Origin of the sequence: Enterobacter sp. KB-221C9 (assembly GCF_041320715.1) — a bacterium.
Taxonomy (GTDB): Bacteria; Pseudomonadota; Gammaproteobacteria; order Enterobacterales; family Enterobacteriaceae; genus Enterobacter; species Enterobacter asburiae_D.
Genome location: NZ_JBGIWG010000002.1, coordinates 228,637 through 252,846, shown reverse-complemented (window position 1 = coordinate 252,846; position 24,210 = coordinate 228,637). Strand labels below are relative to the sequence as shown.

The window sequence follows — 24,210 nt, the reverse complement described above, 5'->3', positions numbered from 1 at the left end:
GCCCCCTGCGGGATGAAAACCCTAAGTGTAGAGCACCATTAGTAGGTTATCCCTGGCGGGTTGACCTCCGACTGCGCCACCGCTTCCCCCTGCTCGCCCCAGCGCGCCAGCACCTTCTGGTAATCTCCGCGCTTAATCGCGCCGTCCAGCGCGGTCTGCAGCGCGTACACCAGCTCATTGCCTTTTTTGGTGGTGGTCGCGACATAGGCTTTTTTCGGCCCTAAACCGACAACGCGGGTTTTGCCGGTGAGCGCCGCTTTGTAGGCTGAAACCGACTGAGGGCCAAAGAATACGTCCGCCCTGCCGGACTGAATATAGAGATTGCCCGAGGCATCGTCGTGGAGATAGACCGGCAGCGCGGGCGTCCGCCCCGCCTTTTTGTTCTCTTCGTTCCAGCCCAGCAGAATGCGCTCCTGATTCGTACCGGAGCCGACAATCACCTTTTTCCCCGCCAGATCTTCCGCGCTTTTGATTGACTGGATGTCGCTGGTGGATTTCACCGAAAACGCCAGCGAATCGACGCGGTAGGTCGCAAAATCAAACTTCTCTTTACGCTGTTCGGTCACCGCAATGTTCACCAGCGCCACGTCGTAGCGCCCGGAAGCGATCCCCAGCGGCCAGTCTTCCCACGCCGTCGGCACCAGCTTCAGCTTTAGCCCCAGGCTGCCCGCCAGCAGGCGGGCGATATCCGGATCGCTGCCAATACGCGTGCGGTTATCGCTGGCCAGCAGCGCCAGCGGCGGAGAATTCAGCGCCGAAACGGCGACCGTTAGCGTACCCGGCTCCACGAATTTGTAATTGGCGGGGATCTTCGCCACGGCCTGCCGATCCACCGTCACCGGCAGCGGCTGCTCGTTGGCTTTCAAATCAATGCTGGCGTGGCTCGCCGTCGTGAAGACCAGCCCCGCCAGAAGTCCATATTTCATTGGCGCTCCTTACAAGACTTTGGAGAGAAACTGGCGCGTTCGCGCATGTGACGGACGGTTTAATACCTCGTCACTGCTTCCCTGCTCGACAATTTTTCCGTCGACCATAAACACCACCTGATCCGCCACTTCCCGGGCAAAGCCGATCTCGTGGGTCACCACCACCAGCGTGGTGCCGGACCGGGCCAGCTTTTTGATCACGTCCAGCACTTCCCCCACCAGCTCCGGATCCAGCGCCGAGGTGGGCTCATCGAACAGCATCACGCGGGGACGCAGCGCCAGCGCGCGGGCAATGGCAATACGCTGCTGCTGGCCGCCGGAAAGATGGCGTGACCAGGCATCGGCTTTATCCCGCAGCCCAACCACGTCCAGCAGGCTGTACGCCCTTTCCACCGCCTCTTTTTTGCTCAGCTTTTTATGCGCGATGGGCGCCTCTATCAGGTTTTCCAGCACCGTGAGATGGGGAAAGAGATTGAAGTTCTGGAACACATAGCCCACGTTGACGCGCTGTTTGAGGATCTCCTTCTCCTTTAGCTCATAGAGCTTATCGCCCTGACGACGATAGCCAATGTAATCCCCGTCAATCTGGATAAAGCCTTCGTCGACGCGCTCCAGGTGATTAATGGTGCGCAGCAGCGTCGATTTACCGGAGCCGGACGGCCCGAGGATCACCGTCACGGACCCTGGCGGGATCTCAAGCGAAACGTTGTCGAGCGCCTTATGGCGGCCAAAAAACTTGCTGACGCCGGTAATTGAAATATGTCCTTCAGGAGAGGCTTGCATGGACGGGCTCCTGTGCTGGCGTGGTGGTGACAGAACGGGTACGACGGGTGGCACGGTTCTGGTTAACGGCAGAGCGGCGTTCGCTGCGGGCAAGCGCGCGTTCGACGCCATACTGGATAGCGGACAGGACGGTGGTGATCGCCAGGTACCAGGCGGCACCGACCATCAGCAGCGGGATCACCTCCTGCGTGCGGTTGTAGATCATCTGGATGGTATAGAACAGCTCCGGCATCGCCAGGACGTACACCATCGCCGTGCCCTTGGCGAGGCTGATGATTTCATTGAACCCCGACGGCAGGATGGTACGCAGCGCCTGAGGCAAAATGATGCGCACCGTGCGGCGCCAGGCCGGGAGTCCGAGCGCGGCGGCGGCTTCGTACTGCCCGTGATCGACCCCCAGGAATCCGCCGCGAATGATCTCGGCGGTATAGGCGCTCTGCACCAGGGTTAGCCCCACCACGGCGGTAGAAAACTGCCCCAGCACGTTGATGGTTTCAAAGCTGCCCCAGGTGATGCCGGTGAACGGCACGCCGAGAGAGAGCGTGTCGTAGAGGTAGGAAAAGTTGTACAGGACGATCAGCACCACAATCAGCGGCAGCGAACGAAACAGCCAGATGTAGGCCCACGCCAGGCTGCTGAGAAGCCACGACGAGGACAGTCTCGCCAGCGCCAGCATGCCGCCCAACACCACGCTCAGCGCGGTACCGATCAGGGTCAGCAGCAGGGTCTGCCCTACGCCTTCAAGGATAACCGGGTCAAAGAACCAGCGGGCGAACACCGACCACTCCCAGCGCGGGTTAAAGGCCACGGACTGAATCACGACCGCGAGGACAAACAGCGCCACCGCGGCGCCGACGGTCCGCAGCGGATAACGCGCCGGGACCACCTTAATGGTTTCAACGTTGCTCATCGTCGCTCCTCATGCGGTTTTACTGAACGCTTCGCGTACCAGCGTTTTAGTGAAGCGCAGCCGACCGTCAAACGGCGGCTGGCTGTACTCTTCCGGATCCCGGTTCAGATCGAACTGCGCCTGATAGCCCTGGCTGAGATAGAGCCTGACCGCTTCCGGCTGGCGAAAACCGGTTGTCAGGTAGATTTGGCTATATCCTGCCAGCACCGCCCTGCGCTCAAGCTCCTGCACCACGCGCCCGGCAAGCCCCTGCTGACGCAGGGTTTTGTCCGTCCAGATGCGTTTGATTTCCGCGGTGCGTTCGTCGAAAGGTTTGTACGCGCCGGTGGCGATAATCTTCCCGTCGCGCTCCAGCACGATAAACAGCCCCTGCGGCGCTAAATACCACTCGGTGAGTTCCACCTCCGCGTCTTTAGAGAAGTAGTCGCCGTAACGGGCAGCATATTCACCGAACAGCCCCTCAATGATGGGCTGGAGCTCGGCATCCTCCGGGGAAACGTCACGAAATCGTTCGCTCATGCAGCCTCCTTAATCGCCCAGGCCAGCCGGGTTCACTTCGGACTGAGGAATGCGCTCAACGCCTTCCCCCCAGCGGTTCAGCACTTTGTCGTAATCGCCGTTTTTGATCACGCCGTTCAGCGCGGTTTGCACCGGCTCAACCAGCCCGCTGCCTTTTTTCAGCGTCACGGCAATGTGCGCCGCCTTCGGCCAGCCGCCGTCGACGCTACCCACCAGTTTGGTTTTCCCGTTCAGCGCCGCTTTCCAGGCGCCAATCACGTTCGGACCGAAGTAGGCATCCGCGCGTCCGGACTGCAGCGCCAGCGTTTGTGCCGCATCGTCTTTGGTATAGATCGGGGTAAAGGGCTTCAGCCCCTGCTTCAGGTTTTCGGCATTCCATGCGAGGAGGATGGCCTCCTGGTTGGTGCCGGAGCCGACGATAATCCGCAGCCCGGCGATGTCCTCAGCCTTCTCAAGCGACTTGATCGGGCTGGTTGATTTCACGTAGAACCCGAGGGAATCTTTTCGGTAGGTGGCAAAGTCAAACTTCTCTTTACGCTCTTTGGTGACGGTGATGTTGCTGATGGCGGCATCATATTTCCCGGAGGCCACGCCCAGCGGCCAGTCTTCCCAGGAGGTCGGCACCACGTTCAGCTCCAGCCCCAGGCTGTCAGCGACCAGACGGGCGACGTCCACCTCACTCCCCAACAGCGTTTTGTTGTCATCGGAAAACACCGTCAGCGGCGGTTGATTGAGGCCCGCCACCGCCACGGTAAATTTCCCCGGCACGGCGAAGCGATAATCTTTTGGCAGCTGTGCTACCGCCTCTCCATTTTTGACGGTATTAACCGGCGTTTTATTGGCCTCGATGCTCACGCCGGTGCCGTTAATATTCACATTCTCTGCCCAGACGGCAGGGGTAAAGGCCAGCGCGAGCGCCAGAATAAGCGATGTTTTCTGCATAGCGGTGTTCTCTTTTATTGTTGTGTGAATTGATTTTTAGGTTCGTCTAAACCCAGACTTTCGCGCAGCGTGGTGCCCGGGTAGTCGGTGCGGAACAGTCCGCGCGCCTGTAAAACAGGCACCACCTGGTCAACAAAGCGCGGGAAGGTGTCCGGCGTACCGCCCTGAATGATGAAGCCGTCTGCGGCATAGCCTTCAAACCAGGCCTGCAGACCGTCTGCCACCTCTTCCGGCGTGCCGGAAAAGCGCGGGCGCGGTGATGCGGCTTCCAGCGCTACCTGACGCAGGGTTAAGCTGCGCTCGCGGGCATTACGCTTAATTTCATCGGTGGTGCTGCGGAAGCTGTTTTTGCCTAAGTCGCCGATATCCGGGAACGGCTCGTCGAGCGGATACTGGCTGAAATCGTGATGTTCAAAATAACGCCCGAGGTAGTTGAGGGCATCGTTAATCGACACCAGCGCCGCCGTGGTTTGATACTGGTTCTCCACGTCATCGGCGTCTTTACCCACAATCACGCTGACGCCCTGGAAAATATGTAAATCTGACGCGCGGCGTCCGTTAGTTTCCAGCTGCTGCTTCACGTCGCGGTAAAAGGCTTTTGCCTCATCGAGCGTTTCGTGATGGGTAAAAATGGCGTCGGCATGTTTCGCCGCCAGCTTTTTCCCGTCGTCCGACGCGCCCGCCTGAAAGACAATCGGTCGTCCTTGCGGCGTTCGACCAATATTCAGCGGCCCGGCGACCTGGAAGAAATCACCGTGGTGGTCGAGGGTATGCAATTTTGCCGAATCAAAGAATTGGCCGCTCTCCTTATTACGCACAAAGGCGTCGCCCTCCCAGGAATCCCACAGCCCTTTCACCACGTCGAGATACTCATCCGCAATGCGATAGCGCAGCGCATGCTCGGGGTGTTTTTCACGGGAAAAGTTCTTTGCCGACCCTTCCAGCGGCGAAGTCACCACGTTCCAGCCCGCGCGTCCGTTGCTCAGGTGGTCGAGGCTGGCGAACTGGCGCGCCGTGGTGAAGGGTTCGCTGTAGGAGGTGGATAAGGTTCCCACCAGCCCCAGGCGCGAGGTGATGCTGGCGAGAGCGGATAACACCGTCAGCGGTTCAAAGCGGTTTAAAAAATGCGGGATCGATTTCTCGTTTATGTAGAGACCGTCGGCAACGAATAAAAAATCGAGTTTGCCCTCCTCCGCCTTTAACGCCGTCGCTTTGACGAAATCAAAATTGATACTGGCATCGGCGACGGCCTCAGGGTGACGCCAGGCGGACATATTTCCGGATGCACCATGCAAAATGGTCCCCAGCCGCAGTTGACGATGTGCAGACATATTCACCTCTTAAGAATTAAACGTGTTGCAGGGCTTTTTCCGCAAGCTCTGCAAAATAGCGGGCAGCGGGCTCAATTAAGGCTTCATCCGGCTTGAAGGCCGGATGATGTAAACCATACGGGCTGTTGCTGCCGATGCTGACAAACGCCCCCGGGATCTGCTGCAGGTAGACCGCGAAATCTTCCCCACCCATATGCAGCTCGGCGTGCCGGGTTTCATATCCGGCGTCCCGGGCGACCGAGGTGGCGAAATCGGCCCAGCGTTCGTCATTCACCAGCGCGGTGGGCCCGGCATACCAGGTGATATCAATCTGTGCGCTAAAGGCGCTGGCAAACCCGGCGGCGATTTCGCCCACGCGGGCTTTCACGTTCTGCTGCACTTCTGTCCGGTGGGTGCGCAGCGTGCCTTCCAGCTCGACGCTTTCCGGCAACACGTTCCAGGTGTTACCGCCTGCAATGCGCGTCACGCTCAGCACCACCGAGTCCAGCGTATTGACGTTGCGGCTGGCGACGCTTTGCAGCGCCGTCACCAGCTGGCTCGCCAGCACAATGGCGTCGTTGCCTTCGTGCGGACGTGCGGCGTGCGCGCCCTTACCGGTAATGCGGATCACGAAGCGATCGACGTTGGCATAAAACGGCCCGCCGCGGGTAGCGAACTCACCGACCGGCAGGCCGGGCTCGTTATGCATGCCGAAGATGGCGCTGACGTCGCGCAGGGCACCGGCCCGCACCATGCTTTTCGCACCGCCAAAGTTCTCTTCAGCAGGCTGAAACAGGATCCGCACGCGGCCGTTAAGCGACGCTTCCCGCTCTTTCAGCTTCAACGCGGCGCCGAGTATCACGCTGGTGTGGATATCGTGCCCGCAGGCATGCATTACGCCCGCACGCTGCGAGCTAAACGGCACGCCGCTGCGCTCTTCAATCGGCAGAGCGTCGATATCTGCCCGCAGCGCAATCAGTTTGCTGCCCGAGCCGATTTCCGCCACCAGCCCGGTAGACAGATCGTAAGGCTGCGGGGTAATCCCGGCGTTCGTCAGCCACTGGCGCAGGCGCGTCGTGGTCTCCACTTCCTGGCCGGAAAGCTCCGGGTTCTGGTGCAGCTCGCGACGCCAGGCAATCAGCTGTTCGCCAAAGCTCATACGGTAACCTCCCTGTTAAGACGCGCCTCGGCCAGCAGGCGCAGCGACGCGACGCGCGTTGCTCCCTCCGCTACCGGCGTGTCGATGATAAATTCGTCAATGCCCCACTGCTGGTGCAGCGCGTTGAGCTGTTCAAGTACCGACTCAGCCGTACCGGCCAGCAGCGACTGCGCCCGGCGTGCAATGCGCACCGGCTCGCTGCCCGCCTGACGCGCAAAGGCGTAGGCCTGCTCTTCGCTGGCCACGGTGACACGCTGGCCGTTTGCTAGCTCAACGCCCCACACTTCAACCTTTTGCGCCAGGGCTTCTGCCTCGGCCTGCGTCGGCGCGACAATCGCCTGTACCGCCACAATCACGTCCCGCGTGCTGCTCTTACGCCAGGTCGATACCACCTCGCGCAGCAGTTCCGGGTCACCGTTCAGATGCGCGGCAAAAACAAAGTGCCAGCCGAGCCCGGCGGCCAGCAGCGCGCTATCGGTACTCGCGCCCAGCAGAAAACGTTCTGCAGGCGAAGGCGGCTGAGGCGTGGCGCGGACGGCATCCTCGGTTGACGGATGTTCAGGACGGCTCCAGCGATCGAGCTGGGCCAGCTGTTCGGCGAAGCTGCCCTTTTCCTCTTGATTCAGGCCCTGCTGCAGCGCACGCGTTGAGAGCGGTAAACCGCCGGGGGCTTTCCCGACGCCGAGATCCACGCGACCGGGCGCCAGCGCGGCCAGTACGTTGAAATTCTCGGCGACTTTATAAGGGCTGTAGTGCTGGAGCATCACGCCGCCGGATCCGACGCGGATGCGCGTTGTCTGCCCGAGGATCCAGGCAATCAGCAGCTCCGGCGAGGGGCTGGCAAGATGGGGAGTGTTGTGGTGTTCGGCAATCCAGAAGCGGTGATAGCCCAGATTTTCTGCCTGCTGCGCCAGCGCCAGCGTACGCGCCAGTGCATCGGCGGCCGTTTCGTTTTCAGCGATGGGGCTTTTATCCAGAATGCTGATTCGCCATGACATGTTGCGTTCTCGTTTGACTTAACATGTCGACATTATTAAAGGCGCATTTCACCACTGAGAAACAATTAATTTACATTTAGTTTGCCGGAAATCAGATATATAAAACCATGCTAAGAATAAGACTTTAAGGAGGCAATCAGCGTTTCCGCCTGCCCGCGGCGGGTAATGCGGACAAAACGAATATGGCCATATTGCGGGTTTTGCAGATCGGCTTCATAACGCGTGCGGTTGTTACGCCACGTTTTCATCGTCCAGATGAGAATGGACTCTCTGCTAAAGAACGCACGCCGGAAACTCTCTTTGTTCCCGGTTCCGGGCCAAAGCTCGCGTTTATGCCAGGCCCGTTTGATTGCCCTGTTGACGGCCTGCCAGAGGGTGCGGGCAAACCCATAATCCACCCACACCACAACGTCTACATTGCGCCATTTAACGGGCCGCGTGCGGTTATAGTTGCCGTCGAGCACCCAGTCAGGCGACGCCTGTAGCGCCTGCTCCAGCTTTTCCTGAAACACATCGTCCGGCGTTCCCTGCCAGTCGGGCCGCCAGTAGAGTCTGTCCATCTCGATATAGGGAATAGCCAGTTCGGTCGCAATCTGCTTCGCCAGCGTGCTTTTTCCGCTCCCGCTGGTTCCGATGACGTTAATTTTCACCTCAGCCTCACTGTGTTAACGAAAATTGACCAAATGATAGCGTTTTCATCCTGTTAACGAAACGCTATTTCAGCATGGCAATTTTTCCGGGGAGGCGATCTCCCCCTTTTAGTTTGGCTTATGTCATTTATTTGCAGCGCCAACCAAAGACGCCCTTTAAAATATTTTCATTTTTATTACATTCGACGAAATTAACAATTTAAAAATAATGAGCAAGGCTATTTCGAACAGTCTTAATTTCAGAGAGAATAGACCGCAGGCAGTTATAAAAATAATCGCATTAATCTTACCTGAACGTTTTCAGGGCATTTTTTATTCTCGCACATCATCATGGAGTTACTCATGAGGCGTAACACTCCCGTTACACAAAACGAGTATTTGCTTAACGATGGCTCGACGTTAATGTCGACCACCAATACAAAAAGTCATATTACCTATGCTAATTCCGCTTTTATTGAAGCCAGCGGATATAAAGAAGAACATCTTCTGGGCGAGCCGCATAACCTCATCCGTCATCCCGACATGCCTGCCGAAGCGTTTGGCGACATGTGGTTTACCCTGCAGCAGGGTGAGACCTGGACGGGGCTGGTGAAGAACCGTCGTCACAATGGCGATCACTACTGGGTGCGGGCTAACGTGACGCCGGTCTGGCAGGATGAAAGCCTGACGGGCTATATCTCCGTGCGAAATATACCCGCGCGGGAAGAGATCGCGGCCAGCGAAAAACTGTATGCAAAAGTGCGTAATAACGAATTAAAACATCATCGTTTTTATAAAGGGCTGTTAATTCGGCGCGGTTTATTTTCTTTTATGTCGCTTTTTAAATGTCTTAGCACCCCTAAACGAATCCATCTGGGTATTGCGACGACGGCGTTACTCTCCTGCCTGGCGGTGTATTTATTTCCAGATAAACTTGTGCAGTCGGGGAGTCTGGTGCTGCTGTTGACTTGCCTGGCTTATTATCTTCATGCGCAGATCGCCCGGCCGGTAAAATCCATCGTGCAGCAGATGCAGCGCGTGGTTTCAGGACGGAAAACGGACTATTACCATTTTGACAGGATCGATGACATCGGGATGATGATGCGCCTGGTCAATCAATCCGGTTTGAACCTGAATTCGCTGGTTGACGATGTCGGGGCGCAAATCAGCGGTATTGGCACCATCAGCCAGCAGGTCGCGAAAGAAGGTGCAGCGCTGCAGACGCGTTCAGAAGAGACCGCAGACTTTCTGCAGCAAACCGCGTCGGCGGTGGAAGAGATCGCCAGCGCGGTGAAGCAGACGGCAGAAACCGCGAAAGAAGCCACGGAGATGGCGGATCGCACCCGCGACAGCGCCCACTGCGGCGAAGCGATGATGAAAGAAACCATCGGTATGATGCAATCCGTGTCGCAGGATAACAGCCAGATCGTCGATATTATCAGCGTTATCGATCGTATCGCCTTCCAGACCAACATTCTTGCGCTGAATGCTGCCGTGGAAGCGGCGCGCGCAGGTGAAGCCGGGCGCGGCTTTGCCGTGGTGGCGGCCGAGGTGCGCAATCTTGCGCAGCACTCCGCGACGGCGGCGAAAGAGATCAAAGTGCTGATTGAGAAAAACGTCGCCAGCGTCAACGCGGGCGTGGAAAAAGTGGAACAGACCGAAACGCAGCTGACGGTTATGATCGACAACGTGCTGCGGGTCTCCTCCCTGATTAAGGAGATCGGCCACGCCACGCAGGAGCAAACCCAGGCGCTGACGCTCATCAACGCATCCATCTCCCGTATCGGCGCAATGACCCACAACAATACGGGGATGGTGGATAACGTCGCTCACGCCGCGAATCACCTGACGCAGCGCACGACGCGCCTGCAGCAGGCGATTGCCGTTTTTGGCGGTTAGCCGTTCGGGTACTGCTCGTCGGTGACTTTTTCCAGCCATGCTACCGGGCTGCCGTTAACGGATTCGGCGATGGCAATATGCGTCATCGCCGTTTGCGCGCTTGCGCCGTGCCAGTGCTTTACGCCGGGTGGGATCCAGGCGATATCCCCCTGATTCAAAATTTCCGCCGCTTTGCCCCACTCCTGTAACCAGCCGCGACCCTGCGTCACAATCAGCGTTTGCCCAAGGGGATGCGTATGCCACGCGGTGCGCGCGCCCGGCTCGAAGGTCACGGTTGCTCCGCCAACGCTGGCAGGTTCGCTCGCCTGGAATGGCGCGTCAATGCGGACGGTGCCGGTGAACCAGGCTTCCGGTCCCTTTGCTGAAGGTAATGACCCGCTGCGGATAATTTTCATCTTTTGCTCCTCGTTTACTGTTGCGTTAACAGTAGCGCAAAGCAGTCCGGAGCATTAGCATGCATAATCAGATAGGAAATATGATTCAAATTCATAAATAGAGGCAATCGCGATGCTAAAAGATAATTTCAACGACCTGCTCTCTTTTATGGTAGTCGCCCGCGAGCGCAGCTTTACGCGCGCAGCGGCGCAGCTGGGCGTCTCGCAATCGGCGCTAAGCCACGCCATGCGCAAGCTTGAAGCGCGGCTCGACGTTCGCCTTTTAACCCGCACAACCCGCAGCGTTGTTCCCACTCAGGCAGGTGAGCAGCTCTTTACGCGCTTAAGCCCGCATTTGCTGGAGATCGAGCAGGAGCTCACGGCGCTTCGCAGCGCGCGCAACAAACCCGCAGGCGCTATCCGCATCGTCGCCGGCGAGCACGCGATGGACGTCGTGCTCTGGCCGGTACTGAAGGCGTTTATGGTGCAGTATCCTGAGATTAACGTCGAAGTGACGGTAGATAACGGCCTGACGGATATCGTGGATGGCCGTTTCGACGCGGGAGTTCGCCTGGGTGAACAGGTGGCAAAAGATATGATTGCGGTACGGATCGCGCCAGATATGCGCATGGCCGTGGTCGGTTCCGCGGATTATCTGGCACGCTTTGGCGTTCCGCAGACGCCGGAGCAGCTCGCTGACCACCGCTGTATCAATATGCGCCTGCCCACGCGCGGGGGGTTATATCACTGGGAGTTTGAGCGCGACGGGCGCGAGCTTCGCGTGCGGGTTGAGGGGCAGCTTACGCTGAGCAACCTGTCGCAGCGCATCGACGCCGCTGAGAATGGCCTCGGATTAGCCTACGTACCGGAGGCGTCGGTTCTGGGGGCGTTGAGTGACGGACGGCTGGTCAGGGTTCTTGAAGCGTGGTGCCCGACTTTTGATGGGTATCATCTTTATTATCCGAGCCGTCGCCAGCACACTGCTGCGTTCAGGTTACTGTTAGAAGCTCTGCAGCAGTCAAAATCTTGACCACCTGGTAATAATTAAGAAAATCTGATGATTTAATAATCAACCCACCCACTGTTTTGTCTAAAAACCCACCACGATTCAGCGCGTTGCGATCGCCGTCTGCTCTGACCACACGATTTCCTTCGACGTGCATCACTTTCGGCAAGGTTATATTTTGCGTCGCTTATGAATTGCAGGTAGGATGCCTCGCCATGTTTCGCCTTATCCATACGCAGAATGACTGGGAAGGCGACATGTGTTTGTGCAGAAGCAATCGTTTGTATTGCGCTCTGCCAGGCAGGACTATCACGATAATGGTTCAGACAGGCAAACAGGTAACTCAATGAAAACAAGCAATAAAAGCGCAGCCGATCATCATGCTGCTAAACGTCGCTGGTTGAACTCCCACGAAGAGGGCTACCACAAAGCGATGGGCAACCGTCAGGTTCAAATGATCGCCATCGGCGGCGCTATCGGAACGGGTCTGTTTTTAGGTGCTGGTGCGCGTCTGCAAATGGCTGGCCCGGCTCTCGCCCTGGTCTATCTGGTGTGCGGGATCTTCTCTTTCTTCATTCTACGCGCGCTGGGCGAACTGGTACTGCATCGCCCTTCCAGCGGAAGCTTCGTCTCTTACGCCCGTGAATTCCTCGGTGAAAAAGCGGCCTACGTTGCGGGATGGATGTACTTCGTCAACTGGGCGATGACCGGTATTGTCGATATCACCGCCGTTGCGCTGTACATGCACTACTGGGGCGCGTTCGGTGACGTTCCGCAGTGGGTGTTTGCGCTTGGCGCGCTGGCCATTGTCGGCACCATGAACATGATCGGCGTGAAGTGGTTCGCGGAGATGGAGTTCTGGTTTGCGCTGGTAAAAGTGCTGGCCATCGTGGTGTTCCTGGTTGTGGGTACCGTCTTCCTCGGCAGCGGCAAGCCGCTGGACGGCAATGCCACCGGCTTCCATCTGATAACCGATAACGGCGGATTCTTCCCGCACGGCCTGCTGCCTGCGCTGGTGCTGGTTCAGGGCGTCGTGTTCGCCTTTGCCTCCATCGAGCTGGTGGGTACCGCGGCAGGGGAATGTAAAGATCCGCAGACGATGGTGCCAAAAGCCATCAACAGCGTTATCTGGCGTATCGGTCTGTTCTACGTCGGTTCCGTGGTGCTGCTGGTTCTGCTGCTGCCATGGACTGCCTATCAGGCGGGTCAGAGTCCATTTGTGACCTTCTTCTCTAAGCTGGGCGTACCTTACGTTGGCAGCATCATGAACATCGTGGTGCTGACGGCAGCGCTCTCCAGCCTGAACTCCGGCCTTTACTCTACCGGTCGTATCCTGCGCTCTATGTCGATGGGCGGTTCTGCGCCGAAATTCATGTCGAAGATGAGCAAGCAGCAGGTTCCCTATGCGGGGATTCTGGCAACGCTGGTGGTTTACGTCTTTGGCGTGTTCCTGAACTATCTGGTGCCGTCCCGCGTATTTGAGATCGTTCTGAACGTGGCTGCACTGGGGATTATCGCCTCCTGGGCCTTTATTGTGGTCTGCCAGATGCGTCTGCGCAAAGCGATCAAAGAAGGCAAAGCGGCTGATGTGAGCTTCAAGATGCCGGGCGCACCGGTGACCTCCTGGCTCACCCTGCTGTTCCTGTTCAGCGTGCTGGTGCTGATGGCGTTCGACTACCCGAACGGTACTTACACCATCGCGACCATTCCGCTGCTGGCCGTGCTGCTGATTGCCGGCTGGTTCGGCGTGCGTAAGCGCGTTCAAGAGATCCACAGCACCGCGCCGGTTCATCACGACGATGAAAAACACGACGCGCCGCTGGTAGAAGAAACCTCGCGTTAATAAAAAAGCCGGGTGGCGGCTTCGCCTTACCCGGCCTACTTCTCATGGTTTTGTCGGCCCGGTAAGCGCAGCGCCACCGGGCAATTCCCACCTTAAAGCGCGATACGAATGACGTCGTCAGGCTGAGTGGCTTCCTGCTGACGGGTCGACTTCTGTTTCACCGTCACGTACAGCGTTTTACCATCCGCTGAGAGCGCAAGGCTGTTCGGGTAAACCGGCGTGTCGAACGTTTTGGTCACCTTGTAGGTTTTCGCGTCAATCACGCTCACCTTGCCCGCTTCGCGGTGCGTCACATAGGCTTCATTGCGGGCCGGGTTAAACAGGACCGCCAGAGATTCCGGCGCGGCGATTTTCTCGATCACGCTGCCGTCTTTCAGGTTCACCACCAGCACTTCCGGCTGTTTTGAATCCGTCAGGAACGCACGCTGACCGGCGGTGTCGAGGCTCAGGTTCAGATAGAAGTGCTCTTTACCGTCATCCTGCACTTTTTTACGGCTCAGGATTTTGTTCGTGGCCGTATCAATCGTCACCAGCTCACCGTCCGCATTCGTGGTATAGAGGCGTTTCGCCTGCGCATCCAGCGCCAGGCCGGTGCTATAGGTACCGGTATTGGCAATGGTCTCTTTCAGCTTCAGCGTTGCGCCATCCACCACCCAAATCACGCTCTCTTTGCCGACACCGGTGATGTAAATCGTGTTGCTCGCATCATCCGCCACCAGCTGGCGCGGCTGCAGCGGTTTGACGGTTTCACTGCGCTGGCGATTATCGAGCACCAGACGCCCTTTCACGTCGCCCGTTTTCGCATCGATGGCCGTCACCGCGCCGTTGATAGTATTACCAAACCACAGGGTTTGCGTCGCGCCGTCGAGAGTGGCGCCAAAGGGTTTGAGATCGCTATGAATCGCCTGCGTCACGTCCAGCGTGACCGGATCAAGGCGATAGATAACCCCGCCCTTATCGGTTTTGCGGCTTTGCGACGTCGCCACCCACAGCGCATTCTCCTGCTGGCTGACCGCCATTTCATACGCCCCTTTGCCCACCGCTTTACGCAGAACCTCTTCGGCGGCATGCACCTGGAACGTTCCGGCAAGCAGTAAAGTGGCAGACAGCAGTGACATGCTCAGACGCGGCGAGCACAGATGACGTAAAGACATAACAATTCCTTTTCTGAAAAGAGGGGTTTCCGCTGACATCACTTCCGGCAGGCAACGTCATGGCATCGCCTTTTGATAATGAGAATAGTAATCATTAATCAACTGAATGTGGAGTTTTTCTTTCGCGTCTCGCCTTTCATTAACGCAATGTGCGGTTATAGTTTTCAAAACATTTACAAAACCTTTAACATGTATGGACATGTTCCATTTGGTTCGTTTATACACCACAACCGGTTTTATTCATGAAAATCATTTCTGCCCGTAAGGCCTCTCTCCCGCTGCTGCTGGTTCCCGTTACTTTCGCGCCGCTAACCGCAATGAGCGCGGAGGAACAAACCATGATCGTCAGCGCCACGCCGCAAACCGTATCGGAACTGGATACCCCGGCCGCGGTCAGCGTCGTCAATGGCGATGACATGCGCCACGCCGCGCCTCGCATCAACCTGTCTGAATCCCTCGGCAGCGTGCCGGGACTGCAAATTCAGAACCGCCAGAACTATGCCCAGGACCTCCAGCTTTCGATGCGCGGGTTTGGCGCCCGCTCAACGTTTGGCGTGCGCGGTATCCGTATGTACGTCGACGGTATCCCTGCCACCATGCCGGACGGACAGGGCCAGACCTCCAACATCGATCTCTCCAGCGTGGAGAGCGTTGAAGTGCTGCGCGGCCCCTTCTCTGCCCTTTATGGCAACGCTTCTGGCGGCGTGATTAACATCAACACCCAGACCGGGCAGCAGCCGCCGACCATTGAAGCCAGCAGCTATTACGGCAGTTACGGTACCTGGCGCTACGGCATGAAGGCCACCGGTGCGATGGGTGACGGCACCCACGCGGGCGATGTGGATTACACTGTTTCCACCACCCGCTTCACCACCAAAGGCTACCGTGACCACAGCGGCGCGCGGAAGAACCTGGCCAATGCAAAGCTGGGCGTGCGTATTGATGACGTCAGCAAGCTGACGCTTATCTTTAACAGCGTGGACATGAAGGCCAACGATCCGGGCGGGCTGAGCTATCAGGAGTGGCAGAATAATCCGCGTCAATCTCCGCGCGGCGATCAGTACAACACCCGCAAGACCATCAAACAGACCCAGGCCGGTCTGCGCTACGATCGCCAGCTCAGCACGCAGGACGACCTCAGCGTGATGATGTATGCCGGTGAGCGTGAAATGACGCAGTACCAGTCGATTCCCTATCAGCCGCAGCTGAAACCTTCCCACTCCGGCGGGGTGATTGATATGCAGCGCCACTATCAGGGGATTGATACCCGCTGGACGCACCGTGGCGAGCTGCTCGTGCCGGTGACGTTTACCACCGGCCTGAACTACGAAAACCTGAGCGAAGATCGTCGCGGATACGAGAACTTCGTGATGAACAACGGCGTGCCGGATTACGGCGTGAAGGGTGACAAGCGTCGAAACGAACGTAACCTGATGTGGAACGTCGATCCTTACCTGCAAAGCAGCTGGCAGCTGACGCAAAAACTGTCCGTGGATGCGGGAGTGCGCTACAGCTCGGTCTGGTTTGATTCCAACGACCATTACGTTACGCCGGGCAACGGTGATGACAGCGGTGACGCGAGCTATCACAAGTGGCTCCCTGCCGGTTCCGTGAAATATGCCGTGACGGACGCGTGGAACCTGTACGCCGCCGCAGGGCGCGGCTTCGAAACGCCAACCATCAACGAACTCTCCTACCGCGCCGATAACCAGGGCGGTCTGAACATTGGCCTGAAGCCGTCCACGAACAACACGTACGAAGTGGGCAGCAAAACCCGCATCGGCAATGGCCTGCTGACCGCAGCCCTGTTCCGCACCGATACGGATGATGAGATCGTGGTGGATGCCAGCTCTGGCGGACGTACCAGCTATAAAAATGCCGGTAAAACCCGTCGTCAGGGTGTGGAAGTCTCCCTCGACCAGCAGTTTGCTGAGAACTGGAAGCTGAAGCTGGCATGGACCTACCTGGACGCGACCTACCGCACCAACGTCTGCGGCGACGCAGACTGTAACGGTAACCGTATGCCGGGTATCGCCCGCAACATGGGTTACGCTTCATTTGGCTGGCAGCCGGAGGAAGGCTGGTACGCGGGTTCGGACGTGCGCTACATGAGCGATATCATGGCCGACGATGAGAACACGGCGAAAGCGCCGTCGTACACGGTGGTCGGGCTGAACACCGGGTATAAATTCAACTACGGCAACTGGGGCATGGACGTCTTTGGCCGCGTCGATAACCTGTTCGATAAAGAGTACGCGGGCTCGGTTATTGTCAACGAGTCCAACGGTCGTTATTACGAACCAGCACCAGGCCGTAACTACGGGGTCGGGCTGTCGGTCTCTTATCGCTTCGAGTAAGCAAAAAGAAACGTTTATTTTATTAATGAAATAACCCTCCTGATGGCTTATTGCCATCAGGAGTTATTCACCAGAAAATAATTAGGCGCGGTATATAGTCGCTCTGTTAAATAATCTCTTAGTTAAAATATTGTCGCTGTAAAAGCAAATTCGCTTCATCAATCACCTTATCAATCGCCTTCTTACAGGCAGCAACATCTCTTCGCTCAAGGGCGGAAAGGAGTTCGTCATAGTGATATGTCGACGCTTTGATGTCGTTAAGCTCCTGATGCAGGTAGTTCATACAGGGCCCGATGCGCACCCAGAGCTGTTCAATTAAGGCATTAAGCGTCGGCATTTCCGCATACTGATAAAGCGTAAAGCGGAAGACGCGGTTCGCATGAAGCGCCTGCTGAACGTTTCCGTTGCGCATGGCCTCATGGAATGCCTCTGACATTTTGCGCAACGCCTCCAGCTTGCCTTCTGACATATTCTGGCACGCTGCGGCGACCGCCATCGGCTCAAGCTGTTTTCTGATGGCGTTAATCTCGTTATAACGCTCCAGCGTTACTTCCGGAACCAGAAAGGCCTGCGCGGGCGTGGCGTGTAACGCCCCTGATGACACCAGGCGTAAAAGCGCCTCGCGAACCGGTGTAATACTGGTTCCTAATTTATCGGCGATCTCTTTCGTAATCAGTCGTGCCCCAGGTTTGAGGGAGCCCGTAATTAACGCGCCTTTCAAACTGAGTTCAACTTGCATGGTAAGACTGATCCTTTGGGCTTTTTCTAAGTGATCCAAATCAAGCATGTTCAATTCCTGTAGCTAAAACTTAATGCTATTTTTAAACGCCAGTTTTAATAAAACGACGCTGGTCCGATATATCCTGTATCGTCATGCCTGGTGGTGGGAAGTACATAAAAACATCAAAAAAAGCAAAATTTGTTTTTTTATCGGTTTCGGGCCCATCCGGGAAGCGGGCGCGAAAAGCCATGTCCATTAATTAAAGACAATATATCGTATCTTCACAAATAAATATGGCGGGAAACCCCGCCATTATGCTGTTTATTTATTGTCACTCGCGACGCGAATCACGACTTTGCCGAAGTTCCGCCCTTCAAGCAGGCCAATCAGCGCCTCGGGCGCGTTCTCCAGCCCGTCCGTTACCTGTTCACGATAGTGAATTTTTCCTTCCTGCACCCAGCGTCCCATCGCTTCCTGGAACTCCTTAATGCGGTGCCCGTAGTCCTGACCGATGATAAAGCCCTGCATACGAATGCGTTTCTTCAGGATGGTCGCCATCAGGAGCGGCAGGCGATCCGGCCCCTCGGGCAGGCCCGTCGCATTGTAGCCGCTCACCAGACCGCACACCGGCACGCGCGCGGAGGTATTCAGTAACGGCAGCACGGCGTCAAACACTTTCCCGCCGACGTTTTCATAATAGACATCAATCCCGTTCGGGCAGGCGCGCTTCAGCTGTTCGGCAAAATCGGCCGCGTGATGATCCAGACACAGGTCAAATCCGAGAACCTCAACGGCATGGCGGCATTTTTCAGCGCCACCGGCGACGCCGACCACCCGGCACCCTTTGATTTTGCCGATCTGCCCGACGGTCGCGCCAACCGGGCCCGTCGCCGCGGCGACCACCAGCGTTTCACCCGCTTTTGGTTGCCCGATATCCAGCAATCCCATATAGGCGGTAAAGCCCGGCATGCCCAGAATACCCAGCGCCCAGGAAGGATGGGACGGATTTTCGCCCAGCTTCACCAGGCCGCTGCCGTCTGAGAGTTCATACTCCTGCCAGCCGCTGTAGCCCAGCACCCACTCTCCGGCTTTGAAGTCGGGATGATTTGACTGTTCAACGCGGCTGACCGTTCCCCCCACCATCACCGCGCCCAGCTCAACCGGCGGTGAATAGGATGGCGCATCGCTCATGCGCCCCCGCATGTAAGGGTCCAGCGACAGCCAGACGGTACGCAGCAAAAGCTGCCCCTCAGCGGGTGCGGGAACAGGCTGCGTTTCGAGACGAAAATTTTCCGCGACCGGCGCACCCTGCGGGCGAGAGGCCAGTACCCAGCGGCGATTTTGCGAAACAGATTGATTCATCGGGATCTCCTTCTGGTACAAGTGTCATTACAGCCTGGCTCACGATCGGCGTTATCGCATTAGCATTACGAGGCAGACTGGTTAAGCCGTACGACCAGATAAATACAGGGTTCATTCGTTTCGTTGATGAACCGGCAGTCATTTGGCGGCCCCAGCTCGAGACAGTCTCCGGCGTGCATCTCGTGGCGGGTATCGCCCTCCTGAAACACCAGCTCGCCGGACTGGAGCCAGATAAGCTGACGTGCCAGCGCGTAAGAAGATGCAGGCATCGGAACATCGCTGCCCGCAGGCAGTTCAACCTGAACAAGGTCGATGGGCAGATCGGTACGGGGAGAAACGTGGCGGCGGAGGTAGTGCGTCTGCGGGTCTCGCCAGACGGGCTGGTTTGCAAGGCGCAGCAGCTTGCCTTCCTGCATTTCGGCCCGGGCAATAAGCGTTGACATGCTGATGCCAAACGCGCCGGACAGGCGGGCAAGCAAGGTGGCCGTCGGGCTGCTGTCTCCGCGTTCTATCTTGTGGATCATCGCGCGCGAAACCCCTGCCCGGTCGGCAAGCTCGCTCAGGGACCATCCGCGAGACTCGCGTTCAAGGCGAATTCTTGCGCTAATCCGTTGATTCATCGTGTCTGTTATGGTGTTCATGACGTCATACTATAGTGTATGAACGGCATTTCAATGGGCTTTTGATAACAAAAAAATATGGCTTATGCCGTAGCGATCGGGCAATGCCATTGTGTAATATCGTAGGAATAACGTAATACTATAGTGAACAACACACAGAGGGTTAATCATGATCGTTCGTCACGCCTGCAAAGAAGACTGCGCTGCGATAGGAGAGATCTACAACCACGCGGTGCTGCATACTGCCGCGATCTGGAACGATAAAACCGTCGATACCGATAACCGGATCGCGTGGTTTGAGGCGCGCACGCTCGCGGGTTACCCGGTTCTGGTGACTGAAGAAAACGGTGCGATCACCGGTTACGCCTCTTTCGGCGACTGGCGCGCCTTCGACGGCTTTCGCCATACGGTTGAGCATTCGGTTTATGTCCACCCGGATCATCAGGGCAAAGGTATTGGCCGCACGCTGATGAAAGCGTTGATAATCGAAGCTCGTCAGATCGGCAAACATGTCATGGTGGCGGGAATTGAAGCGCAAAACCATGCCTCGATTCATCTCCATGAAACGCTCGGTTTTGTGACAACGGGGCAGATGCCGCAGGTGGGGACCAAGTTTGGCCGCTGGCTGGACTTAACCTTTATGCAGCTTCAGCTCGACGAGCGCAGCGATCCGGACGCCATCCCATGAATCAGTCACTGACGCTGGCGTTTCTGGTGGCGGCGGGGATCGGTCTGGTGGTGCAAAACACCTTAATGGTGCGTATCACCCAGGCCTCCTCCACCATTCTTATCGCGATGCTGCTGAACTCTCTGGTCGGCATTGTGCTGTTTGTCAGCATTCTGCTGCTGAAACAGGGCGTCGCCGGGTTTAGCGAACTGGCCGCAACGGTACGCTGGTGGACGCTCATTCCGGGGCTGCTGGGGTCATTCTTCGTGTTTGCCAGCATCAGCGGGTATCAAAATGTTGGCGCGGCGACGACCATCGCCGTGCTGGTGGCAAGCCAGCTCATCGGTGGGCTGGTAATGGACGTGCTGAAAAGCCATGGCGTTCCGCTGCGCGCCCTGATTGGCCCGGCGTGCGGCGCGGTGATGCTGGTCGTCGGGGCCTGGCTGGTGGCGCGACGCCAGTTTTGATCGTTACAGTATGGTGCCGCCTTTGGTCAGCTGTTCCTGACGCGCATCCATCTCTTCCTTATGCTGCTTGCCGTGGTGTGAAATCGCGGTACGCAGCCGCTGCTGCTGGGTGTAACGATCTTCACGGCTAAGCTCAGCATCATCGCTCAGTTCAATCAGCAGTTCATTCATGTGGGTGATGACGCTCTCTTCGATAGCGGCATCCACACGGGCGGTAACTTCGCTTAAATGTGACATTGTCACTCCTTGTTATGTGCCCGGTGGCGCTACGCTTACCGGGCCTACGGGTTCCAAATGTAGGCCGGGTAAGGCGTAGCCGCCACCCGGCGATAAAACGCTTAGTTCAGCTTCGCTTTGGAGAAATCGCTGCCCATCAGGCTCACGCTGTATCCGGTCACGTTGCTGCGGGTTGCATAGAACGTTTTCCCGTTTGCCAGTGCGATCCACGGCGCCTGCTGGTAGAAAATTTCCTGCGCCTGGCCGTAGAGCTTCGCACGCTCGGCCGGGCTGCTGGTCAGCTTCGCTTTTTGTACCAGACCATCATAACCCTTATCGCACCAGCGCGCGGCGTTGGATCCGGTTTTAATGCTGTTGCAGCCCAGCAGCACGTCGGCAAAGTTGTCCGGGTCGCCGTTATCGGACATCCAGCCAAACAGCGCGGAGTCATGTTCGCCTTTACGCATTCCGGAGAGATATTCACCCCACTCGTAGGAGACGATTTTGGCCTTCACGCCGACTTTCGCCCAGTCGCTCTGAATCATCTCCGCGATACGACGCGAGTTCGGGTTATACGGACGCTGAACCGGCATTGACCACAGCGTGACTTCCGCGCCCTTCTCCAGCCCGGCCTGCTTCAGCAGCACTTTTGCTTTTTCAGGATCGTAGCTGTAGTCCTTCAAATCTTTATTAAAGCCCAGCATATTTGGCGGGATCGGCGATTTTGCCACCGTACCGGAACCCATAAAGACCGCATTAACAATAGCCTTCTTGTCGGTCGCGTAGTTAAGCGCCTGACGCACCAGCACGTTATCAAACGGTTTTTTCTCGGTGTTAAACGCCAGATAGCCGACGTTCAGGGCATCGACCGAGTGCAGCGTCAGGTCTTTGTTGTTCTTGATCGCGTCAAACTGGACCGGGGACGGCGCAGGAACGATCTGGCACTCGTTGGTCTGCAGCTTCGCCAGACGGGTTTCCACATTTGGCGTAATGGAGAAGATGAGATGCTTCGTCGGCACCTCGCCGTCCCAGTAGTTCGGGTTAGCAACATAGCGGATCAGCGAATCCACCTTGTACTGCTGCAGGACATAAGGCCCGGTACCAATCGGCCAGGTGTCTACGTTTTCAGGCGTGCCTTTTTTCAGCATCGCGTCGGCGTATTCGGCGGAGAGAATGGAGGCAAAATCCATCCCCCAGTCGGCCAGAAACGCCGCGTTGGGCTCGCTGAGGGTGAACTGAACGTGATAATCGTCGACCTTTTTAACGTCCTGGATCAGCTTATCGAGACCCACATCGTTGAAGTATTCGTAGTTGCCCTGCGACACATTATGGTACGGATGTTTAGGGTCTTTCTGACGCATAACCGAGAAAATAACGTCATCGGCGTTAAAGTCGCGCGTCGGTTTGAAGTATTTGTTGCTGTTGAACTTCACCCCTTTGCGCAGGGCAAAGGTATAGGTCTTGCCGTCCGGTGAGATCGTCCAGGACTCTGCCAGCGACGGAACCGGGGTGTTTTTCACCGGGTCGAAATTGATCAGGCGGTTGTACAGCACCTGAGAGCTGGCCACAAATGACGGGCCAGAGCTGGCGATTTGCGGGTTGAACGACTCGGGGGACGCTTCAGAACAGTAAATAAGGGTGTCGCTGTTTGCCGCCCATGCGGCACCGGCTGGTAGAAAAGCGCTCAGCGCAAGGGCGAGCAGTGTTTTCCCTGTAGACATGGTTATAACCCTGACAGTTTTATTATATAAGACAGTAATAACAGCACAGCCGTTATGACCTGGCAAATAACGAAACACTATCAGGTTATTCTAAAGCCGCGTTTTTTGCTGTTTTAACCGCCAGCGCCCAAAACCGTGATTTGCCTTAAGGGCCATTATTCGTCAAGCACAACCGTCACTTTCTATGCCGCAAGAAATCGGCCCTTTTAGCGTCTCTTCCCCCGTTTGGTTGCTTCCTCGTTTCGTTAAAGTAACGGTGTGAAGAAGTATATGGGATCAAATCGTGGCAAAAACTCTTTTACGCAGCGGTAACCTGGATGACTTTCAGGCCGTTGGCGGCGGCGGACAAGCCGTTTTTGAATCAGCGTTACAAATCCGGGAAGCGCTCCGGTTGCGCAAACAACAGGCCATCGTCGACTGTCTGGCTATTCCTCAGGTCAACGACAGCGGCGACCGCGTGGACTGGTATTCTCCCGTTGAAGGGAGCGTAACCAGCTGGAAAGCGGCCGATGAAGATGACCGTTATCGCGCCCTGCGCTATCTGGAAAACACGCTGGCCAGCGTCGAGTCGTTGAGCAAGAAATGCCTCCAGTCTCCCAAAACCGCGCAGCAGCTTTTTGGTTCTCTGCTGTCGAAGGCGTTTCAGTTCCCGGGTGAAAACTTCCTCTTTCTGGCGGACGGAAAGCCGGTCATCAGCTTCTGGGGGTTTGTAAACCTGAACGAGAATGCGCGCGACGATGTCCTCGACTGCCTGCGTGAATCGCTGATCCCTGAGCCCGCCCCCGTTGTGATCGAGGATCCTGAGCCCGAGCCAGAAACGGTGATGACCTTCGAGCACGCTGACGAGCCGCTGATCGCCCCTTCCACGGTGGTGCGCATTACGCCGGAAGATCTGTATGAGCCAGAGCCAGCCCCGGTTGTGGCGCAACCCGTTCAGGAACCGGCACCGCCGATCGTCGTGAAAAAGCGCCGCGTTCCCCTGTGGACGCTGCCGGTTGCCGCCGTGATCGTTGCCGCCATCGCCGCACCGCTGCTGTGGCCAAAACAGGCGCCTTCCGCTGAGCCCGCCCCGGCGCCCGCACCTCAGCCCGTGGAGATTGCGCCAAAACCGATCAAGGCGGTTGAGCCGCTGGCAATGAAATTACCGCTGCATCAGGCAGTGGTCCTGGCAAGTAAAGAAAAAGAGCCTGCACCCGTTCCTGCGCCACAGCCCGCCCCGGTGGTGATTGTCGCCATTCCGAAAGATGCCATGGTGATGGAAGCGAATCAGGTGAAAGCGGGATCGACGCGTTTCCTGAACGGCACCTGGCGTGCGGTTCTCGACGTGAAAGATCCGGTAACCGGCAAGCCGCCGTCAATGCGCTATCAGATTCAGAACAATAAAGGGTTCGCCCGGGTTGTCCATGGCGACAGCGTTGTCTGCCGCGCGGAGGTCTTCTCCGGGCTGCACAGCAACGGCGAGCTGATGATTAAAAGTCGCGGTACTGCCCGCTGCACCGACGGTTCCCGCTACCCGATGCCGGAGATTGCCTGTAAAGCAGGCGCCAGCGATATCGCAGAATGTCGCGCCCGTTATGATGCCAATACCGTCGTCCCACTGACGTTCAAGAAAGCAGGTGCCTGATCC

Annotated in this window: 21 protein-coding genes and 1 pseudogene; 7 read left to right on the top strand and 15 right to left on the bottom strand. The window is 57.1% G+C overall.

Features of this window, described 5'->3' with window-relative positions; genetic code table 11:
* Positions 1-38: 38 nt before the first annotated feature.
* The 8 genes and pseudogenes from AB8846_RS03310 to AB8846_RS03275 all read right to left on the bottom strand — a co-directional run bounded on the left by AB8846_RS03310 (position 39) and on the right by AB8846_RS03275 (position 8,197).
* Complete coding sequence (locus AB8846_RS03310) at positions 39-926, bottom strand: ABC transporter substrate-binding protein (protein WP_370732012.1); 888 nt, start codon at positions 924-926, stop codon at positions 39-41.
* A gap of 9 nt (positions 927-935) precedes the next feature.
* Positions 936-1,709: an amino acid ABC transporter ATP-binding protein gene (locus AB8846_RS03305; RefSeq protein ID WP_023335851.1), complete on the bottom strand. Its 774-nt coding sequence runs from the start codon at positions 1,707-1,709 to the stop codon at positions 936-938.
* Entirely contained in the window at positions 1,693-2,619 is a 927-nt protein-coding gene (locus AB8846_RS03300) for an amino acid ABC transporter permease (RefSeq protein WP_370732011.1), read from the bottom strand. Before AB8846_RS03300 ends, AB8846_RS03305 begins: the two co-directional genes overlap by 17 nt.
* Before the next feature lie 9 nt (positions 2,620-2,628).
* A complete protein-coding gene (locus AB8846_RS03295; protein WP_032656866.1) occupies positions 2,629-3,138 on the bottom strand; it encodes a GNAT family N-acetyltransferase in 510 nt (169 codons plus the stop codon).
* A gap of 9 nt (positions 3,139-3,147) precedes the next feature.
* Positions 3,148-5,411 (bottom strand): annotated as a pseudogene (locus AB8846_RS03290) (NtaA/DmoA family FMN-dependent monooxygenase).
* A 16-nt stretch (positions 5,412-5,427) separates the two neighbouring features.
* Positions 5,428-6,549: a M20 peptidase aminoacylase family protein gene (locus tag AB8846_RS03285; protein ID WP_370732010.1), complete on the bottom strand. Its 1,122-nt coding sequence runs from the start codon at positions 6,547-6,549 to the stop codon at positions 5,428-5,430.
* Positions 6,546-7,547 carry an LLM class flavin-dependent oxidoreductase gene (locus AB8846_RS03280; RefSeq protein WP_370732009.1) on the bottom strand — a complete coding sequence of 334 codons (1,002 nt, stop codon included), beginning with the start codon at positions 7,545-7,547 and terminating at the stop codon, positions 6,546-6,548. Before AB8846_RS03280 ends, AB8846_RS03285 begins: the two co-directional genes overlap by 4 nt.
* Before the next feature lie 110 nt (positions 7,548-7,657).
* Complete coding sequence (locus AB8846_RS03275; RefSeq protein WP_370732008.1) at positions 7,658-8,197, bottom strand: AAA family ATPase; 540 nt, start codon at positions 8,195-8,197, stop codon at positions 7,658-7,660.
* Positions 8,198-8,539: 342 nt separating this feature from the next.
* Between AB8846_RS03275 and AB8846_RS03270 the strand changes: the two genes are divergently transcribed.
* Positions 8,540-10,075, top strand: coding sequence for a methyl-accepting chemotaxis protein (locus tag AB8846_RS03270; protein WP_370732007.1), 1,536 nt, complete (start codon positions 8,540-8,542; stop codon positions 10,073-10,075).
* Here AB8846_RS03270 and AB8846_RS03265 read toward each other — a convergent pair.
* Positions 10,072-10,470, bottom strand: coding sequence for a cupin domain-containing protein (locus AB8846_RS03265; RefSeq protein ID WP_023311976.1), 399 nt, complete (start codon positions 10,468-10,470; stop codon positions 10,072-10,074). The two genes, AB8846_RS03270 and AB8846_RS03265, sit on opposite strands and share 4 nt — an antisense overlap.
* A gap of 112 nt (positions 10,471-10,582) precedes the next feature.
* Between AB8846_RS03265 and AB8846_RS03260 the strand changes: the two genes are divergently transcribed.
* Entirely contained in the window at positions 10,583-11,479 is an 897-nt protein-coding gene (locus AB8846_RS03260) for a LysR family transcriptional regulator (RefSeq protein WP_370732006.1), read from the top strand.
* Between the two features lie 322 nt (positions 11,480-11,801).
* The gene (ansP, locus tag AB8846_RS03255) at positions 11,802-13,298 is read left to right on the top strand and encodes an L-asparagine permease (RefSeq protein ID WP_370732005.1); all 1,497 of its coding nucleotides are present in this window, start codon (positions 11,802-11,804) and stop codon (positions 13,296-13,298) included.
* 92 nt (positions 13,299-13,390) lie between these two features.
* On the opposite strand, the gene AB8846_RS03250 is transcribed toward ansP, so the two are convergent.
* Entirely contained in the window at positions 13,391-14,452 is a 1,062-nt protein-coding gene (locus AB8846_RS03250) for a YncE family protein (RefSeq protein WP_063142661.1), read from the bottom strand.
* A 242-nt stretch (positions 14,453-14,694) separates the two neighbouring features.
* Here AB8846_RS03250 and pqqU point away from each other — a divergent pair, with 242 nt between their 5' ends.
* A complete protein-coding gene (pqqU, locus tag AB8846_RS03245) occupies positions 14,695-16,809 on the top strand; it encodes a TonB-dependent receptor PqqU (protein ID WP_331412190.1) in 2,115 nt (704 codons plus the stop codon).
* A gap of 118 nt (positions 16,810-16,927) precedes the next feature.
* Here the strand turns inward: pqqU and AB8846_RS03240 are convergent, their stop codons facing one another.
* From AB8846_RS03240 to AB8846_RS03230, 3 genes are all read right to left on the bottom strand, one after another.
* Positions 16,928-17,596, bottom strand: a complete 669-nt coding sequence (locus tag AB8846_RS03240; protein WP_370732129.1) for a GntR family transcriptional regulator — start codon at positions 17,594-17,596, stop codon at positions 16,928-16,930.
* 255 nt (positions 17,597-17,851) lie between these two features.
* Positions 17,852-18,892: an NADP-dependent oxidoreductase gene (locus AB8846_RS03235; RefSeq protein ID WP_331412189.1), complete on the bottom strand. Its 1,041-nt coding sequence runs from the start codon at positions 18,890-18,892 to the stop codon at positions 17,852-17,854.
* A gap of 65 nt (positions 18,893-18,957) precedes the next feature.
* Complete coding sequence (locus AB8846_RS03230) at positions 18,958-19,533, bottom strand: helix-turn-helix domain-containing protein (protein ID WP_063142657.1); 576 nt, start codon at positions 19,531-19,533, stop codon at positions 18,958-18,960.
* Between the two features lie 148 nt (positions 19,534-19,681).
* Here AB8846_RS03230 and AB8846_RS03225 point away from each other — a divergent pair, with 148 nt between their 5' ends.
* Together AB8846_RS03225 and AB8846_RS03220 are read left to right on the top strand one after the other, a co-directional pair.
* Positions 19,682-20,200: an N-acetyltransferase family protein gene (locus AB8846_RS03225; protein WP_370732004.1), complete on the top strand. Its 519-nt coding sequence runs from the start codon at positions 19,682-19,684 to the stop codon at positions 20,198-20,200.
* Entirely contained in the window at positions 20,197-20,646 is a 450-nt protein-coding gene (locus AB8846_RS03220; RefSeq protein ID WP_370732003.1) for a DMT family transporter, read from the top strand. The genes AB8846_RS03225 and AB8846_RS03220 overlap by 4 nt, the downstream gene beginning before the upstream one ends.
* A gap of 3 nt (positions 20,647-20,649) precedes the next feature.
* On the opposite strand, the gene AB8846_RS03215 is transcribed toward AB8846_RS03220, so the two are convergent.
* Together AB8846_RS03215 and AB8846_RS03210 are read right to left on the bottom strand one after the other, a co-directional pair.
* The gene (locus tag AB8846_RS03215) at positions 20,650-20,883 is read right to left on the bottom strand and encodes a YdcY family protein (protein ID WP_063142654.1); all 234 of its coding nucleotides are present in this window, start codon (positions 20,881-20,883) and stop codon (positions 20,650-20,652) included.
* 101 nt (positions 20,884-20,984) lie between these two features.
* Complete coding sequence (locus AB8846_RS03210) at positions 20,985-22,583, bottom strand: ABC transporter substrate-binding protein (protein WP_370732002.1); 1,599 nt, start codon at positions 22,581-22,583, stop codon at positions 20,985-20,987.
* A 283-nt stretch (positions 22,584-22,866) separates the two neighbouring features.
* Here AB8846_RS03210 and AB8846_RS03205 point away from each other — a divergent pair, with 283 nt between their 5' ends.
* Positions 22,867-24,207 carry an SrfA family protein gene (locus AB8846_RS03205; RefSeq protein WP_370732001.1) on the top strand — a complete coding sequence of 447 codons (1,341 nt, stop codon included), beginning with the start codon at positions 22,867-22,869 and terminating at the stop codon, positions 24,205-24,207.
* Positions 24,208-24,210 lie beyond the last annotated feature (3 nt).